This window comes from Micromonospora auratinigra, assembly GCF_900089595.1.
GTDB classification, from domain to species: Bacteria; Actinomycetota; Actinomycetes; order Mycobacteriales; family Micromonosporaceae; genus Micromonospora; species Micromonospora auratinigra.
This window is the reverse complement of sequence record NZ_LT594323.1, coordinates 2,899,423-2,914,798: the sequence shown is the minus strand read 5'-3', so window position 1 is coordinate 2,914,798 and position 15,376 is coordinate 2,899,423. Positions and strand designations below refer to the sequence as shown.

15 protein-coding genes and 1 pseudogene are annotated in these 15,376 nt (G+C 72.2%); 8 read left to right on the top strand and 8 right to left on the bottom strand.

What is annotated here, in order from left to right; all coding sequences use genetic code 11:
* Positions 1-81 precede the first annotated feature (81 nt).
* Positions 82-537 (top strand): hypothetical protein, encoded by a 456-nt coding sequence (locus tag GA0070611_RS31085; protein ID WP_157740313.1) that lies wholly within the window; start codon positions 82-84, stop codon positions 535-537.
* A 162-nt stretch (positions 538-699) separates the two neighbouring features.
* On the opposite strand, the gene GA0070611_RS12740 is transcribed toward GA0070611_RS31085, so the two are convergent.
* From GA0070611_RS12740 to GA0070611_RS12730, 3 genes and pseudogenes are all read right to left on the bottom strand, one after another.
* A complete protein-coding gene (locus tag GA0070611_RS12740) occupies positions 700-1,056 on the bottom strand; it encodes a hypothetical protein (RefSeq protein WP_157740312.1) in 357 nt (118 codons plus the stop codon).
* 327 nt (positions 1,057-1,383) lie between these two features.
* The gene (locus GA0070611_RS12735; protein ID WP_091663156.1) at positions 1,384-1,572 is read right to left on the bottom strand and encodes a DUF397 domain-containing protein; all 189 of its coding nucleotides are present in this window, start codon (positions 1,570-1,572) and stop codon (positions 1,384-1,386) included.
* A pseudogene (locus tag GA0070611_RS12730) lies at positions 1,563-2,329 on the bottom strand (Scr1 family TA system antitoxin-like transcriptional regulator). Before GA0070611_RS12730 ends, GA0070611_RS12735 begins: the two are co-directional and overlap by 10 nt.
* Before the next feature lie 181 nt (positions 2,330-2,510).
* Here GA0070611_RS12730 and GA0070611_RS12725 point away from each other — a divergent pair.
* Complete coding sequence (locus tag GA0070611_RS12725) at positions 2,511-2,795, top strand: hypothetical protein (protein ID WP_091663151.1); 285 nt, start codon at positions 2,511-2,513, stop codon at positions 2,793-2,795.
* 54 nt (positions 2,796-2,849) lie between these two features.
* On the opposite strand, the gene GA0070611_RS12720 is transcribed toward GA0070611_RS12725, so the two are convergent.
* Positions 2,850-5,702 (bottom strand): aconitate hydratase, encoded by a 2,853-nt coding sequence (locus tag GA0070611_RS12720; RefSeq protein WP_091663148.1) that lies wholly within the window; start codon positions 5,700-5,702, stop codon positions 2,850-2,852.
* A 157-nt stretch (positions 5,703-5,859) separates the two neighbouring features.
* On the opposite strand from GA0070611_RS12720, the gene GA0070611_RS12715 reads away from it, so the two are divergent.
* Together GA0070611_RS12715 and GA0070611_RS12710 are read left to right on the top strand one after the other, a co-directional pair.
* Positions 5,860-6,222, top strand: a complete 363-nt coding sequence (locus GA0070611_RS12715) for a VOC family protein (protein WP_091663143.1) — start codon at positions 5,860-5,862, stop codon at positions 6,220-6,222.
* Between the two features lie 60 nt (positions 6,223-6,282).
* Positions 6,283-6,936: a DedA family protein gene (locus tag GA0070611_RS12710; protein WP_091663140.1), complete on the top strand. Its 654-nt coding sequence runs from the start codon at positions 6,283-6,285 to the stop codon at positions 6,934-6,936.
* Positions 6,937-7,006: 70 nt separating this feature from the next.
* Here the strand turns inward: GA0070611_RS12710 and GA0070611_RS12705 are convergent, their stop codons facing one another.
* Positions 7,007-7,663 (bottom strand): C39 family peptidase, encoded by a 657-nt coding sequence (locus GA0070611_RS12705; protein WP_091663137.1) that lies wholly within the window; start codon positions 7,661-7,663, stop codon positions 7,007-7,009.
* 1,142 nt (positions 7,664-8,805) lie between these two features.
* Here GA0070611_RS12705 and GA0070611_RS12700 point away from each other — a divergent pair.
* The gene (locus GA0070611_RS12700) at positions 8,806-9,174 is read left to right on the top strand and encodes an ArsC/Spx/MgsR family protein (protein WP_091663133.1); all 369 of its coding nucleotides are present in this window, start codon (positions 8,806-8,808) and stop codon (positions 9,172-9,174) included.
* Between the two features lie 76 nt (positions 9,175-9,250).
* Here the strand turns inward: GA0070611_RS12700 and GA0070611_RS12695 are convergent, their stop codons facing one another.
* Complete coding sequence (locus GA0070611_RS12695; RefSeq protein WP_091663130.1) at positions 9,251-9,442, bottom strand: hypothetical protein; 192 nt, start codon at positions 9,440-9,442, stop codon at positions 9,251-9,253.
* A gap of 19 nt (positions 9,443-9,461) precedes the next feature.
* On the opposite strand from GA0070611_RS12695, the gene GA0070611_RS12690 reads away from it, so the two are divergent.
* Positions 9,462-10,127 carry a hypothetical protein gene (locus GA0070611_RS12690; protein ID WP_091663126.1) on the top strand — a complete coding sequence of 222 codons (666 nt, stop codon included), beginning with the start codon at positions 9,462-9,464 and terminating at the stop codon, positions 10,125-10,127.
* A 40-nt stretch (positions 10,128-10,167) separates the two neighbouring features.
* Positions 10,168-10,557 (top strand): hypothetical protein, encoded by a 390-nt coding sequence (locus GA0070611_RS12685; RefSeq protein ID WP_091663122.1) that lies wholly within the window; start codon positions 10,168-10,170, stop codon positions 10,555-10,557.
* Positions 10,558-10,564: 7 nt separating this feature from the next.
* On the opposite strand, the gene GA0070611_RS12680 is transcribed toward GA0070611_RS12685, so the two are convergent.
* A complete protein-coding gene (locus GA0070611_RS12680) occupies positions 10,565-11,806 on the bottom strand; it encodes a histidine decarboxylase (RefSeq protein WP_091663118.1) in 1,242 nt (413 codons plus the stop codon).
* Between the two features lie 311 nt (positions 11,807-12,117).
* Here GA0070611_RS12680 and GA0070611_RS12675 point away from each other — a divergent pair, with 311 nt between their 5' ends.
* On the top strand, positions 12,118-13,524 hold the full coding sequence (locus GA0070611_RS12675; protein ID WP_157740311.1) for a hypothetical protein: 1,407 nt from the start codon (positions 12,118-12,120) through the stop codon (positions 13,522-13,524).
* A 58-nt stretch (positions 13,525-13,582) separates the two neighbouring features.
* On the opposite strand, the gene GA0070611_RS12670 is transcribed toward GA0070611_RS12675, so the two are convergent.
* Positions 13,583-15,043: an APC family permease gene (locus GA0070611_RS12670; protein WP_091663111.1), complete on the bottom strand. Its 1,461-nt coding sequence runs from the start codon at positions 15,041-15,043 to the stop codon at positions 13,583-13,585.
* Positions 15,044-15,376: the final 333 nt, after the last annotated feature.

Below are 15,376 nucleotides of genomic sequence, written 5' to 3'. Positions count from 1 at the left end.
GTCGGCTGCTCGCCGACCCTGACGACGCAGCCCGGCCCGATGTGACGACGACTGTCGGACCGGCGTGGTGGGATGACCGGCATGGCGATCACCGAGGTGCGCGGCTGGCCGGTGGGGGAGACCCTCGAAGACCTCATCGCGTACGCGACGGCGCAGGGCGCCGAGGGCTACGCGGTGCACCAGGTGCGGGTGTGCCGGTGCGCGGATTGCGGTGGGCAGGTCTTCGGCGTGACGGGTGACGTCGTGGAGGGCGCGGTGCGGCGCACCTGCCGGGGCTGCGGCGCGGAGCATTTCATCGCCGACAGCGGCGAGTACTGGGCGGACATCACGCCCGCCGTCATGGTCTGCGAGTGCGGCGGCGACGCCGACGGCGACGAGGAGGACTTCAACGTCGCGGTCGGCTACTCGGTCTACGCCGACGGGGAGGGCATCCGGGCGCTGGCCGTCACCAGTCGCTGCGTCGCGTGCGGGCGGCTCGGCTACTGGGCCGACTGGATGGTGCGCGGCGGCGAGCTGCACCTGCTGGATCTCGCCTAGGTGTTCTGTTCATGGGCGTCGGTGGCAGGGCTGGGATCTTGAAACCGGGCGGCCGGTTTCCCTGGCACAGCGGCTACACCTGTCCATTGGGGGTGTAGCCGCGATCGGGCGGCTGACGTCGGCGGCGCTACCGCGGCTGTGGTCCAGCCGACGGCCTTCGAGCTACCGCGCGGGCGGCTCGCCGTACCGCTCAATGTGTTCGGCCCAGGCCTGGGCGACCATCTTGGCCTGCGTCCAACGCATCGGTGGAGTGCGGCGCAGATGAATGGTGCCGTCAGGCGCGTCGAGCGCATAGGCGACCACTGGCCACCTGTTCGTGACGGCACGCCACGGCCACACCAGCGGCGTCGCGAGCAGCGCGCCCAGCGAGCTCAACATGTCGAGGCCCGCAGGCCCTTGACGGTATTGGTACTCGGGTGCACGCCAGAGCGCCCGTGGGACTGGCCGCCATGCCAGGTGCTGCCGGCCCACCCGCCACAGGACCCCGTTGCCCGTCGGCGCCCGCGTGAACACCAACACGCCCTCATGGTGGCACAGGAGCACAACGTCGTGACGCTGGTGCCGATCGATGCCTCGGGGACCGAGGTCCGCCGAGCGGACGCCACTGTCGTCCCGACCACCGAGGCATACACCGACCCCTAACTGATCGGCAGGACCGCCCTGGCCGCCGAACCGATCGCCGGGTGACCCGTGGGCCGCCGGCCGGCTCGTCAGAACGCGAGCGGCCGGTAGCTCAACGCCGTGTCGACGATCTGGTCGGGTGACGCGTCGACCAGCTCCGGCGGCGGCCAGAAGATGAGCACGTCCGCCGCCGGGTGCGGCAGGTCGCGTGCGGTGCGGTGCCGGTCAGCCGCGTTTGGCCAGGGTGACGAACCGCGCCCAGGCTGCCGGCTTGAAGGTGAGCACCGGTCCGACAGGTTCCTTCGAGTCGCGCACGGCGACGACGCCGGGCAGGTTGTCGGCGACCTCGACGCAGTTGCCGCCGTTGCCTCCGCTGCGCGTGCTCTTGCGCCACCGGGCACCGTTCAGGTCCATGCCGCCGCCGCCTCTTTCAGCAGGTCAAGGGAGCGCGCTCGGGGCAGAGCCTCGCCCCGGATGCGTTCCCAGCGTCGCTCCAGGGTAGCAATCTCCGAGGGTTGCTCGATGATCTGCGCCCGCGCCTGACTGTCCACGTGCGCCACCCGGGTGCCGTCGCGCAGCTCGGCGAGGACGAAGGGTCCGTCCAGCCCCGGATAGGTCGGCGTGTCTCCGGGAACGACGTGGAGCTGGACGTTCGGCAGCGCCGCGCAGGACACCAGGTGGGCCAGCTGGGCGGCCATCAACGCCCGGTCGCCTGCGGCGGCACGCCGCAGCACCTGTTCGTCGAGGACCGCCACGAAGAGCGGCCCCCGCTCCCGGGTCAGGATCGCCTGCCGGTCCAGCCGCGCCGCGACCAGGCCGGCGACCTCGTCCGGTGTGAACTGCTGCCCGATGAGGGTGGCCCGGGCGTACGCCTCGGTCTGGAGCAGTCCCGGCACCCATGCCAGCTCGAAAGTGCGCAGCGCGACCGCCTCGCGTTCGATGTCCACCCACGGCCGGAACCAGACCGGCTCGCGGCGGTGGTCACGTCCGGCCAGAGCGCGTCGACCGGCTGACCGAGCAGGTCGGCGACCGTGACGCGGTGCCGGCTCTGCGGAACGTGCCCCGGGTTGGCCCATCGGGCGACGGTCTTCGGATGCAGGCCGATCCGTTCCGCCAGGCTCTCGGCCGTATGCCCGGACCGGGCCAGCGCGGCAATGAAGGCATGGTTCATGCCTCTTCCTCCCCGGAACAAATCGACCGTCCGGAAGAGATTACACAACGCTGTGTGATTGTCCGGCGACCCTCGGCAGGGTGCGGTGCGGAGCCCTAAGTGGAGGAGGACGAGGATGTGCGGGAACAAGCCGAGGAACGATCCACCGGCCGGCGCGCTCGGGGCGTACCCGAGGAGGAGGGTGACCCACGGCGGGCCGCCGGTCGCGCACGCCGCGTGCGGCCCGGCGTGGCGCTGTGACGCCTGCGGCCACGACTGGCCCTGCCCGACGCTGCGGGCCACCCCGACCGACGCCGCCCGGCGCGCCACGCTGATCCCCGAGTACTCCCGGATCACCCGGCGCGCGATCCGGGACCTGCGCGGCCGGCCCGGCGGCCCGGACCCGGTGGCGATCGTCCGCCGGTTCCTGTGGTTCCTGCCGCTGACCGACGCGGAGGCCCGAGCGGTCGCGCTGCGGCTGCGCTGAAACGCCGGAGGGCCGCTCCCCGCGCGGGGAGCGGCCCTCATCGGGCGTACGCGATCAGCTGGCGATCATGCGACGCAGCACGTACTGCAGGATGCCGCCGTGCCGGTAGTAGTCGGCCTCACCGGGGGTGTCGATCCGCACCACGGCGTCGAACTCCACGCCGGTGTCGGTGGTGACCTTCACCGTGCGCGGGGTGTCACCGTCGTTGAGGGCGGTGACGCCGCTGATGGAGAAGGTCTCCGTGCCGGTCAGGCCCAGCGACTCGGCGGTGGTGTCCACCGGGAACTGCAGCGGAAGGACGCCCATGCCGATCAGGTTCGAGCGGTGGATCCGCTCGTACGACTCGGCGATGACCGCCCTGACGCCCAGCAGCATGGTGCCCTTGGCCGCCCAGTCGCGCGACGAGCCGGAGCCGTACTCCTTGCCGGCCAGGATGACCAGCGGGACGCCCGCCTCCTGGTACGCCATCGAGGCGTCGTAGATGGAGCTCTGCTCGCCGGTCAGGTGGTTGACCGTGAAGCCGCCCTCGACGCCCGGCACCAGCTGGTTGCGCAGCCGGATGTTGGCGAAGGTGCCCCGGATCATCACCTCGTGGTTGCCCCGGCGCGAGCCGTACGAGTTGAACTCGTGGCGGGCCACGCCGTGCTCGGCCAGGTACTTGCCGGCGGGGGAGTCCGCCTTGATCGAGCCGGCCGGGGAGATGTGGTCGGTGGTCACCGAGTCGCCCAGCTTGGCCAGCACCCGGGCGCCGGCGATGTCCCGCACCGGGGCCGGCTGCTGCTGCATGCCCTCGAAGTACGGGGGCTTGCGGACGTAGGTGGACCCGCCGTCCCAGGAGAAGGTGTCGCCGGTCGGGGTCGGCAGCGACTGCCAGCGCTCGTCACCGGCGAAGACGTCGGCGTACGCGGCGCTGAAGCCGGTGGCGCCGATCGCCTGCGCGATGACGTCCTGGATCTCGGCGCTGTTCGGCCAGATCTCCCGCAGGAACACCGGGTTGCCCTGGGCGTCCTCGCCGATCGGCTCGTTGGCCAGGTCGATGTCCATGGTGCCGGCGAGCGCGTACGCGACCACCAGCGGCGGGGACGCCAGGTAGTTCATCTTGACGTCCGGGTTGATCCGGCCCTCGAAGTTCCGGTTGCCGGAGAGCACCGACACGACCGCGAGGTCGCCCTCGTTCACCGCGGCGGAGACCTCCTCCGGCAGCGGGCCGGAGTTGCCGATGCAGGTGGTGCAGCCGTAGCCGACCAGGTTGAACCCGATCTTCTCCAGGTGCGGCGTCAGGCCGGCGCGGTCGTAGTAGTCCATGACGACCTTGGAGCCGGGGGCCAGCGTGGTCTTCACCCACGGCTTGCGGGTCAGCCCCTTCTCCACCGCGTTGCGGGCCAGCAGCGCGGCACCGATCATGACCTGCGGGTTCGAGGTGTTGGTGCAGGAGGTGATCGCGGCGATCACCACGGCGCCGTGGTCCAGCTCGTACTCGACGCCGTCGGCGCCGGTCACCCGGACCGGGTTGGTGGCGCGACCGCCCGCGCCCGCGGCGGCGGTCTCCAGGTCGCGCGGCTCGTCGGCCGGGTCGCTGAACTCGTTGGCGGGCGGGTCGCTGGCCGGGAAGGACTCGGCGCTGGCCTCGTCGGCCGGGCCGTTCGCGCCCTTGGGCAGCTGCTCGCGGGCCACGCTCGGCTTGAGGTCGCGCTCACCGGTGGTGTCGGCGGCCACGTAGTCGGTCAGCGCCGAGCGGAACAGCGTCTTGGCGCTGCCCAGCGGCACCCGGTCCTGCGGACGCTTCGGGCCGGCCAGGGACGGCTCGATGGTGCCCAGGTCCAGCTCCAGGCGCTCCGAGTACTCCGGCTCGTGGTCCGGGTCGTGCCAGAGGCCCTGCTCCTTGGCGTACGCCTCGACCAGCGCGACCTGCTGCGGGTCGCGGCCGGTCAGCTCCAGGTAGCGGACGGTCTCGGCGTCGATCGGGAAGATCGCGACGGTGGAGCCGTACTCCGGGGACATGTTGCCGATGGTGGCCCGGTTGGCCAGCGGCACGGCGCTCACGCCCGGGCCGTAGAACTCGACGAACTTGCCGACCACGCCGTGCTTGCGCAGCATCTCGGTGATGGTCAGCACCAGGTCGGTGGCGGTGGTGCCGGCCGGCATCTCGCCGTGCAGCTTGAAGCCGACCACGCGCGGGATCAGCATGCTGACCGGCTGGCCGAGCATCGCGGCCTCGGCCTCGATGCCGCCGACGCCCCAGCCCAGCACGCCCAGGCCGTTGACCATCGTGGTGTGCGAGTCGGTGCCGACCACGGTGTCCGGGTACGCCTGGCCGTTGCGCTCCATGATCGTGCGGGCCAGGTACTCGATGTTGACCTGGTGCACGATGCCGGTGCCCGGCGGGACGACCTTGAACTCGTTGAACGCGGTCTGGCCCCAGCGCAGGAACTGGTAGCGCTCCTTGTTGCGCTCGTACTCCAGCTCGACGTTGCGCTCGAAGGCGTCCTCGCGGCCGAACAGGTCGGCGATGACCGAGTGGTCGATGACCAGCTCGGCCGGGGCGAGCGGGTTCACCTTGGTGGCGTCGCCGCCGAGGTCGCGGACGGCCTCACGCATGGTGGCCAGGTCCACGACGCAGGGCACGCCGGTGAAGTCCTGCATCAGCACCCGCGCCGGGGTGAACTGGATCTCCACGCTCGGGTCGGCGGTGGGGTCCCAGCCGCCGAGCTGCGAGATGTGGTCGGCGGTGATGTTCGCGCCGTCCTCGGTCCGCAGCAGGTTCTCCAGCAGGATCTTCAGGCTGTAGGGCAGTCTGTCGTGCCCCGGAACCTGGTCGATCCTGAAAATCTCGTAGCTCGCGTCTCCGACGCGTAGCTGGGTCTTCGCACCGAAGGTGTCGAGGCTCGCCACGTCGTACTCCTTCACACCAGCGACCGTGAGTAGTCCTGAGCAGTCTGTCGCACCGACCAGGGCGTTGCCGTGCTTAGGCAACACTTACCTACGTCGGGGCTCAACAAAACCGTACGTCCGTCTTGCTATTCGCGCAACCTCGTGCCAGGCTTCGGGACGAGGAGGTGCTGCCATGATCCATCACGTCCTGCTCGCCTGCCCGCGCGGCTCCGAGGACCTTTCCCGTGCCTTCTACGTCGGTCTGCTCGGCCTCACCGAGAAACCGAAACCCCCGGCCCTCGCCGCCCGCGGTGGTTGCTGGTTCACCGGGTACGACGCCGAGCTGCACCTCGGCGTCGAGGACGACTTCACCCCCGCCCGCAAGGCGCACCCCGCCCTGGTCCGCCCCGACCTGGACGACCTCGCCGCCCGGCTGACGGCCGGCGGACACCCGGTCACCTGGGGCGACGACGAGATCCCGGGCATGCGGCGGTTCCACACCCACGACCCGCACGGCAACCGGCTGGAGTTCCTCGCCCCGGTGACCGCCGGCTGACCGACGCTTCGTACCCCCTCGTCGCGGGTAGGGTTCGAGGTCGAGCGGAAGGGGTGGCGGGTGGTCGACGTACAGCACTGGCTCTCCGTGCTTCCCCCGGGCGTGGTCTACCTGATCGTCGCCGGGGTGATCGGCGTGGAGAGCATGGGAGTCCCGCTGCCGGGCGAGATCGTGCTGGTCAGCTCCGCCCTGCTGGCCGCCACCGGAGTGGTCGAGCCGGAGTGGGTCGCCACCGCCGCCGCGGCCGGCGCCATCATCGGCGACTCCATCGGGTACGCCGTCGGTCGGCGCGGTGGCCGTCCCCTGCTGGAACGCCTCGGCCGGCGCTTCCCCCGACACCTCGGCCCGGCCCAGCTGGCCCGCGCCGAGCAGAGCTTCGCCCGGCACGGCGTCTGGGCGGTCTTCTTCGGCCGGTTCGTCGCCCTGCTGCGCATCCTCGCCGGCCCCCTCGCCGGCGCGCTGCACGTGCCGTACCGGCGGTTCCTGCTGGCCAACGCGGCCGGCGGCCTGGTCTGGGCATTCGCCACCACGTACCTGCTCTTCTCCGTGGGCCGCGCGGCCGAGCACTGGCTCAAGGACATCTCCTGGGCCGGTCTGGCCCTGGCCGTGCTCGCCGGGCTGGCCAGCACCTGGTGGCTACGCCGTCGGGCCCGCCGGTTCGAGGCGACGGAACCCGCCGAGGCGACCGAGCCGGTACCCGCCGGCGACCGCTGACCCGACGACGAAGGGCCCGACCCCGGGTGGGGGTCGGGCCCTTCGGTTTCCTCCGGTCCGGGATCGCCGGTCAGGAGGCGCTGTAGCCGCGGGTGGCGATCCAGTCGGCGAGGTTGTCGACGGTGATGCGGTAGGAGGCGGTGTCGGGGTTGGCGGAGTCGGCGATGGTGACGGTCTTGCCGTTGTCCTGGTAGCCGACGACGCTGATGTAGTGGCCGCCCTCGAAGGAGTGGGTGTTGCCGTCGGTGTCGGTGGTGGTGCCGGCGATGTTGGCGACGACGGCGCGGCCGTCGTCCACGGTCTTGACGATGTCGGTGCGCAGGCGCTCGGTCTGCTTGTCGTCGGCCTTGCTGTCCTTGATCTCGACGGAGCGGTAGGCCTTGGTGCCGGTTTCCTTGTTGAGGACGGGGGTGATGTCGTTGATGCTGTTGGTGCCGTTCTCGGTGGTGCCCATTTCCTTGGCCATGGCGTCGACGTCGATGTTCTTGCCGAGCACGGACAGGGCGTTGCGGGTGGCGGCGGGGCCGCAGTAGTAGAAGTTCGGCTGGGCCTGGTAGTCGACCTTGAGTTCGCGCTCGCCGTGGCCCTTGCGGTCGGTGCTGACCTGTGCGGCGGCCTTTTCGGCGGGGGTGGCCTGGGCGGCGATGGCGGGGCCGGCGATGCCGGTGGCGGTGGCGGCGAAGCCGGCGGCGGTCAGGACGGTCTTGCGCAGCAGCGTGGTAGCCATGATGAAGCCTTTCGTCCGGGGGTTGCGCGGCATCCGCGAGGGGGGTGCGGTGGTGCCGCGAAGGGGGGAAGTCTGGGTGGGCCCGGCGATCACTCAGGTGACCTGCTCTGGCGGCCCGGGGGTGTAACGACCGGCGGCGGGGAGTCATTCCCTACGGCGCGCACCGGCGGGGGGTGGTGCGGTTACCGGGGGATGTAACGCGGCCGGTTGGCCGGCCATTCCGACCGGGGCTTCACCCGGGCCCGGAGGGCTCGGGGTACCGCGCGGTCTGCCATGTTCAACGACCCCGCCCCGGTCATGATTCCGCCTGGCGGGTGGCCCCCACCACGCCGCATCCGCCCAGACGCCCCAGTGGGCGTCATCGCGTCGCTGGATCCGGACATTTGACGCAAGTGGCGGCTGTCGGTATCGGGCGCGCAATGTGCTCTCGCAGGTACCGGGCGGCCCGTTGGGAAGTCACGGAACGTCACCCCGCCCCGGTGAGAGATTGCTTGAGACCGTCATGTCTCTGAGACATATTTATGTCTCAGAGACATGAGGCTCGTACCGATGATGTCAGCGGGCTGAGCTGAGCTGGGCCGAGCCTGGGCCGGCCTGGGCTGGCCTGGGCTGGGCCTTGAGTCAGCCGAGCCGCGCCTGGGCGAGGCGCTGAGCGAGCCGAGCGGCGCCTGGGCTGGGCCTGAGCGAGCCGAGCCGCGCCTGAGCCGGGACCAAGCGCGCCGAGCCGCACCGGGCCTGAGCCGGGACTGAGCCGAGCGGTGCCGGGCCTGAGCGGGGCCAGGCCTGAGCCGAGCCTGGAATGGCGATGGCGCTGCCGCATCGTCGTACCGGTTTCTGGGGCCCCGTTCCGGCATCAGCCCGTGTGCCGGAACCGATCTCACGCCCGTCCCGTCCCGCCCGTTACCGGCGAGGCGATTGGCCGGTGACCTCCGCTGCGGCTGTCCGTGACGACGGTTCACTGACGGGTTGTCGCCCGAGAGGGTGGTCCCCACCCACCTCGTGAGCCGCCCCGGCGCGCGAAGCCTCGCCGCGCGATGCCATGCGGTCCCGAACTGCAAGAGCGTGGAGGCGTGGGTGGTCGAGGCGGGTGTGGAGAGACCGTCCGGACTGGAGGGCCGCGACGGTCTGTCACGATGTCGGGCATGGAGATCTGGGACAACCCGTCCTGCTCGAAGTGCGCCTCGGCCCGAGCCAGCCTGGACGGGGCGCAGGTGCCGTACCGGCTGCGGGCGTACCTGACCGAGCCGCCGAGCGAGGCCGAGCTGGCCGGGGTGCTGCGCCGGCTGTCGGCCCGGGCCTGGGAGGTCTGCCGCACCGGGGAGCCCGACGGAGTGGCCCTCGGCCTGGCCGACTGGCCCCGGGACGACGACAGTGAACCGCGCTGGATCGCCGCGATGGTCGCGCACCCGGAACTGATCCAGCGGCCGATCCTGCTGCTGGACGACGGGAGCGCGTTGGTCGGGCGTACCCCCGAGGCGCTGGACGAGGCGGTGCGCCGCAGCGACCGGTGACCGCGCGGGCCGCGGCCCCGGCGAGGTCACGACCGGCGTCGGGGCCGAGCTTCGGCAGGTGTCCGGGCCGGGGCGGTCAGGGGCGGTCGTCGGCCGGGGTGGTGTCGCCGGCGGCGCGTGCGTGCCGTTCGCGCAGCCGGTCCCGGATCTCCTCCGGGGTGTACGCCCGGCGTCGCCGCTCCGCCCGGGCGACGACCACACCGGTCGCCGCGACGCCGGCGAGGCCGGCCAGCCCGAGCACCTTCCACCACTGCATCCGTTGCCGCATCGGCCTAGGGTAGTCGTTCATGAGCATCAGCCTGGACGAGGCCGTGGAGCTGACCCGTACCGGCGACGTGTGGGTGTTCCGGGGTCGCAGCGTGCCGGATCGCGCCATCCAGTTCACCACCAACAGCCCGGTCAACCACGTCGGCATGGCGGTGGTGCTCGACGACATGCCGCCGCTGATGTGGCACGCGGAGCTGGGGCGTTCGTTGCCGGACATGTGGACCGGCACCCACCAGCGTGGCGTGCAGCTGCACGACCTGCGTGACGCGGTCTGCGTCTGGGCCAACCGGTACGGCCAGCGGGCCTGGCTGCGCCAGCTCGAACCGCCGGCCGGGCCGGCGATGGAGGAGGGGGTGCTGCGCACCGTGGCGCGCCTCGACGGCACCCCGTTCCCGTCGACCGCCCAGCTCGCCTGGCGCTGGGCCCGGGGCCGGGTGCCGGACCTGCGCCGCCGGCCACGCTCCACCCGGGACGGCGACGCGGGGGTGCCGGTGCGCGACCGGGCACTGGAGACCGCGTACTGCGCCGAGGTGGTGGCGGTGACCTACGAGGCGATGGGCCTGCTGCCGGCCGGCCGCCGGCCCAACTGGTACGACCCGGGCCGGTTCTGGAGCGGCGACGACCTCGACCTGACCGGGGGCGCGCAGCTCGGCAAGGAGATCGAGGTGCGCATTCCACCGCGCTGACCAGGTTTGCCGGCGCGCCCGCCCGGCAATGGAGAGCGCTGTGACGGCTTCCACGGACCTCGACGCGCTGACCGAATTCTTCGACCGGTACGGCGTGGCGCTGACCACCGCCGACCTGCCGGCCATCGCCGCCTGCTACGCGCTGCCGGGGCTGGTGGTCGCCGACACGTACAGCTTCTCGTTCACCTCCCCGGCCGCGGTGGCGCTCAGCTTCGTCGGGGCGGCCCCGGACTACCAGGAGCGGGAGCTGATCGCCGCGAACGCGCTGATCGAGGAGGTGCAGCAGGTGTCCCCGCTGCTCACCGAGGTGGCGGTGCGCTGGGAGTTCCTGGACAGCCAGGGTCGCGCGGTGCCCGGTGAGCGTTACCGCTACCTGCTGCGGGCCACCGAGGAGGGGCCGGCGATCTGCACCGTCATCCGCACCGCGTGACCGCGGCTCAGCTCGCGACCTGCGCGCTCAGCGCCGCCTCGGCCGGCACCGGCGTCTCGGCCGTACGCCGGCTGCGCGGTACCGGGGCGCGGCGCCGGTGGGCGCGGGGGGCGACGGCGGCGGCCAGGTCCGCGACGAACGCGTCGATGCCCTCCTTGGTCACGCCCGGCATGCAGATCAGGTGACTGCGTCCGTCGCTGCTGGCCAGCACCCACTTGGCGGTCACCTCGGCCGGCGGGGTCGGGAAGACCACGGTGAAGGCGTGCTCGTGCCGCCAGGCCGGCCAGTCGACCTCGTTGAGCCGGTCCACCGTGTACGCGGCCAGTTCCCGGGCCCGGTCGGCGCGCTCCCGCATGCCGGCGTGCCCCAGGCTGCGGATCGCGTACCAGAGCAGCAGCGCCGGGTGCCCGCTGCGCGAGCCGCTGATGGTGGTGTCCACGGTCGCGGTGTAGTTGGGCGTCTGGCCGAGCTGCTGTTGCAGCGTGCGGCGGGTGAGCACCACGCCGCAGGGCACCGGGGTGCCGAGGAACTTGTAGCCGGAGATCGAGACGCTGTCGATGGTGGTGTCCAGCCGCAGCGTGCTCCCGTCGTCGGCGAGCGCCAGCGGCACGCCGGCCAGCGCGCCGTCCACGTGCAGGTGGTGCCGGACGGCCGCCCGGGCGAGGATCCGCCGGATCCGGGGTACGTCGTCGGCGGCCTCGGTCATGGTGGTGCCGCAGGTCGCCACGACGATCGCCGGCCGGTCCCGGTGCTGGTCGATCATCCGGGCCAGGTCGTCGTAGTCCATCTCGCCGCGCTCGTCGGTGCGGATCACCACCGCGTCCATGCCGAGGATGTCCACGCACTTGGGCAACGAGTAGTGCGCGTCGGCCGAGTAGTAGACCAGGCCCTTCGGGAACCGGGCGCGGGCCAGGTAGAGGGCGTACAGGTTGCCCTCGGTGCCGCCGGAGGTGAGGTAGCCCCAGCGGTCGGTGGCGGGGGCCCGGAACAGGTCCCCGAACCAGTCCAGCACCTCGCGCTCGTACTGCTTGGTGTGGTTGGTGCCGGCCGGGTCGGTCCACGGGTCGCCGATGTTGTTCAGCAGACCGGCGAAGAGGGGAGCCAGCGGGCTGTAGTCGATGTCGGTGGCCACCGGGAAGCCGACGCGCGTCGCCCGGCCGGCCGCCGCGGCGGCACCCACCGCCGCGAGCTCGGCGAGGAGGTCCTCCGGATCGGTGACAGAGTCGTCACGGAACGGGTCGGGTGACACAGGGGCTCCTCATCCTCCGGTGCATGGTGCACGGCGCAAAGAGTGGACCATGAGTCACTGAGAGCAGGCAAGCGTTACGAAGTTGGCCACCAAATGTCCACAATCGACGGTCTGAAGGCCATGAGCTGGCCGGGCGGGGGTCCTTACGTCCCGGTCCACAGTCGAACGGTTCCGCTGAGTTGTGAGTCAGATCGCTCCGACCTGGGGATCGTGTGCGCACAGTTGATAACCCGTGCACTCAGTGAAATCATCTGGCGGGCGAATTCCAGCTAGCCAGGAGCTACCACGTGTCGCAGGATCACCGGCCGCCGATGTCGCATCCGTCTTACGAGGACCACCGTGACCCCGGCGCCGCGCACCGACCCTCGTACCCCTCTGCGGCACCGGTCGGTCCACCGGCCCGCTGGGGCCTGGCCGACGGACGTCCACCCTCGACGGCGCCGGAGCCGGCCTACCCCGGTGGCGCGCCCGGCTATCCCGCCCCCGCCGCGGTGCCCGGCTACGGCGGTCAGGGCGAGACGTCCGGCTACGGTGGCGCCGGTGCGACGCCCGGCTACGGCGGGGCACCCGCTCCCGGCTACGGCGGCGCGCCGACCCCGGGCTACCCCGGCGCCGAGCTGCCCGGCCACGGCGCCCCGGCGGGCACCACCGGCCTGGGTGGCGCGGAGGCACCCCGCTACGGCGCCCCGAACCCGGGTCCGTCGGGCTACGGCCACCAGGCGGCCCCCGCCGGGTACGCCGCCGCGGAGAGCGCCGCGTACCCGGTCCGCGAGGCGCCGCGCTACGGCGCCCCCGAGAGCCCGGCCTACCCGACGGAGGCCCCGGCGTACGGCTACGGCGCCCCGGAGGCCCCCCGGTACGGCATGCCCGAGGCACCCCGCTACGGCGCGCCGGAGCAGCCGACCACCCCGACCACCCCGGGCACCCCGGCCCCGGGCGCCCCGGCCGCGTGGACGCCGAGCGGCGGGCAGGGCGGCGCCGCCGAGCCGGCCGCCGACGGCTACTCGGGCCAGGCCGTGCAGAACCAGATCCGGCAGGCGGTGGTGCACCGGGTGCAGTACGCCAACGCGCTGCACGCCTCGCACTTCTGGGACCTGCGCCGCACCAAGCCGGTGGGCCCGCACGCCCTGGTCTTCCTCTACGCCGGCCTCGACCCGCGGTTCTCCAACCCGCGCCGTCCCTACTACGAGATCAAGGCGGCGTCCCGGCTGTTCCGCGACGGCAGCGACGTGCAGGACCTGCCCGCGCTGCTGCACGAGCTGACCGAGATCGCCAAGGGCTACCTGGCCGACGGCCGGGTCTTCGACCCGGTGGCCCAGATGACCCAGTCGGCCGACGCGATGCCCGCCGACGCGAAGTACGTCGGGGTCGCCGTCTCCACCCTGCTCGGCACCGGTGAGGACCTGGTCGACGAGCCGATGGGGGCGATCGGTGGGATGGGCATTCCCGGTAAGGCGATGGTGGTCCTGTCGGACAACCACCAGCTCGTGGTGGAGCGGCCGGCCCGCGCCCACGAGCAGGTGGAGATCTACTCCACGTTCCCGTACATCACCAGCGGCGGCGTGGACTACCGCAGCTGGCGGTCGTTCACCCCGGAGCAGCAGGCCGATCCGGCCTGGCGGTGGTTGCAGCACCTCAACCAGCTCGTGCTCACCGGCCAGGAGCGCAAGACCTCGGCCACCGCGGCGGCGACCTCGGGCGGCCGTCGCCGCCGGTGAGCGGACGCGAAACGGCCCGCCCCCGCGATCGGGGGCGGGCCGTCGTCGTCGCGGCCGGTCAGAGCGAGCGGCCGATGAGGTCCTGTTCGATCACCGCGAGCGGGCGGGGCTGGCCCTGGCCGACGTTCTCCAGCACCTCGGGCCGGCTGGTCTTCAGCACCGACGCCCAGATCAGGCCGACCACCGCGGCGGCGGCGACCGCCCCCGGGACCAGCCACTTGGTGGTGGAGTCCTCCGGCGCGCCCAGCACGGCGGAGAGGTTGACCAGGGTGGTCAGCAGCGCCGCCCCGACCAGCACCGCGCCGATCAGCGGGGCGACGAACCGCTGCCAGGCGCTCTCGTCGGTGCCGCCGCCCTTGCGGAAGAAGGCGATCGCGGCGAGCGAGGTGACCGCCATCATCAGCAGCACCGCGATGGCCGCGACACCGGAGAGCCAGCTGAACATGATGGCGACCGGGTCGGCGTCGGTGAGGGCGAAGACCAGGATGACCGGCAGGGCGATCACCGACTGGAGCACCGAGCCGGCGATCGGGGCGCCGCCCCGGCCGACCCGCTCGAACACCGCCGGCAGCACCCGCTCCCGGCCCAGGCTGAACGTGTACCGGGCGATCGAGTTGTGGAAGCTGACCATCGCGGCGAAGACGCTGGTCACCACGAGGGTGGTGGCGACCCCGCCGAGCAGCGGGCTGGCGTGCGTCTCCAGGATCGAGAAGGGCAGCCCGGACGCCGGGTCGCGGGACTGGTCCACCACCTTGTCGGGGCCGACCGCCACCGCCATCGCCCAGGCGGCCAGCGCGTAGAGCAGGCCCAGCAGGATCAGTGCCGAGTAGGCCGCCTTCGACACCGCCTGGGGGGAGCGGGACTCCTCGGAGTAGACGGCGGCCGACTCGTAGCCGACGAAGGACGCCGCGCAGAAGGCGACCACACCACCGATGCCCGGCACCAGCAGGTTGCCCGGGTTCAGCGGCGCGAAGCTCACCGACCCGCCGGCCGGGTGGGTGAACGAGGTGAGGATGAAGAGCAGGATCACCCCGACCTCGACGGCCAGCACGACACCCAGCAGGCCGACGCTGATCCGGGCCTTGAGCACGCCGACCAGGGCGACGGCGGCCCAGGCGATCAGCGACCAGACCCACCAGGTGCCGCCGATGCTGCCGCTGACCACCGCGCCGAGCAGCCCGTAGAGGCAGATCTGGATGGCGTTGTAGCCCAGCAGCACGACGGGGGCCGCCACCACGCCCCAGAAGCGGCCGAAGCCGGCCGCGAGGGCCGCGTAGAAGACGCCGGCGCTGGAGACGTAGCGCGCCATCGCCAGGTAGCCGACGGAGAAGAAGAGCAGCGCGGCCGCGATCACGAGGAAGCCGAGCGGTGTGCCGGTGACGCCGGTCGAGGCGTACGTGGCCACGATCGCACCGGCGAGCACGGCCATCGGGGAGGAGGCGGTCGCGCTGAACACCAACAGGGCGCCGGTCCCGAGGGATTTGCGGATGAGCCCGGTTGGTGCGCTGGCAATCTGCATGGAGGTGCTCCGAGTCGGGGTGAGGGGCTGGGGTTGTCGGGGTGGGACGGGTGGTCCGGCCGCGCGGCCCTCGGTCAGGGGTGGCGTCGGGGTGGCGGGCGCTCGCCGGCGGAGCTTCCAGCGTGGACGGCTTCAGTGATCTTGGGCGACATTGCCCAGTTCTGAGCCATTTAGGATCTCCAATCGATGAGCCCGGACAGCGTAGCGGACGACAGGCCGCGATCTCTCGCGTGCGGGGCGTACCGGAACGGGCCCGCGCGCCCACCTGCCGGTCATCCGTTCCGCGCGTCCCGTCGACCGGACGGGCCGATCCGGACGGCCACCCTGCGATCC

Coding starts and splice junctions, on each gene's coding strand:
- GA0070611_RS12690 (WP_091663126.1), top strand. CDS start 9,462: ATGAGCATCAGCCTGGACGAGGCCGTGGAGCTGACCCGTACCGGCGAC.
- GA0070611_RS12735 (WP_091663156.1), bottom strand. CDS start 1,572: ATGGACCTGAACGGTGCCCGGTGGCGCAAGAGCACGCGCAGCGGAGGC.
- GA0070611_RS12700 (WP_091663133.1), top strand. CDS start 8,806: ATGGAGATCTGGGACAACCCGTCCTGCTCGAAGTGCGCCTCGGCCCGA.
- GA0070611_RS31085 (WP_157740313.1), top strand. CDS start 82: ATGGCGATCACCGAGGTGCGCGGCTGGCCGGTGGGGGAGACCCTCGAA.
- GA0070611_RS12670 (WP_091663111.1), bottom strand. CDS start 15,043: ATGCAGATTGCCAGCGCACCAACCGGGCTCATCCGCAAATCCCTCGGG.
- GA0070611_RS12705 (WP_091663137.1), bottom strand. CDS start 7,663: ATGGCTACCACGCTGCTGCGCAAGACCGTCCTGACCGCCGCCGGCTTC.
- GA0070611_RS12675 (WP_157740311.1), top strand. CDS start 12,118: ATGTCGCATCCGTCTTACGAGGACCACCGTGACCCCGGCGCCGCGCAC.
- GA0070611_RS12715 (WP_091663143.1), top strand. CDS start 5,860: ATGATCCATCACGTCCTGCTCGCCTGCCCGCGCGGCTCCGAGGACCTT.
- GA0070611_RS12695 (WP_091663130.1), bottom strand. CDS start 9,442: ATGCGGCAACGGATGCAGTGGTGGAAGGTGCTCGGGCTGGCCGGCCTC.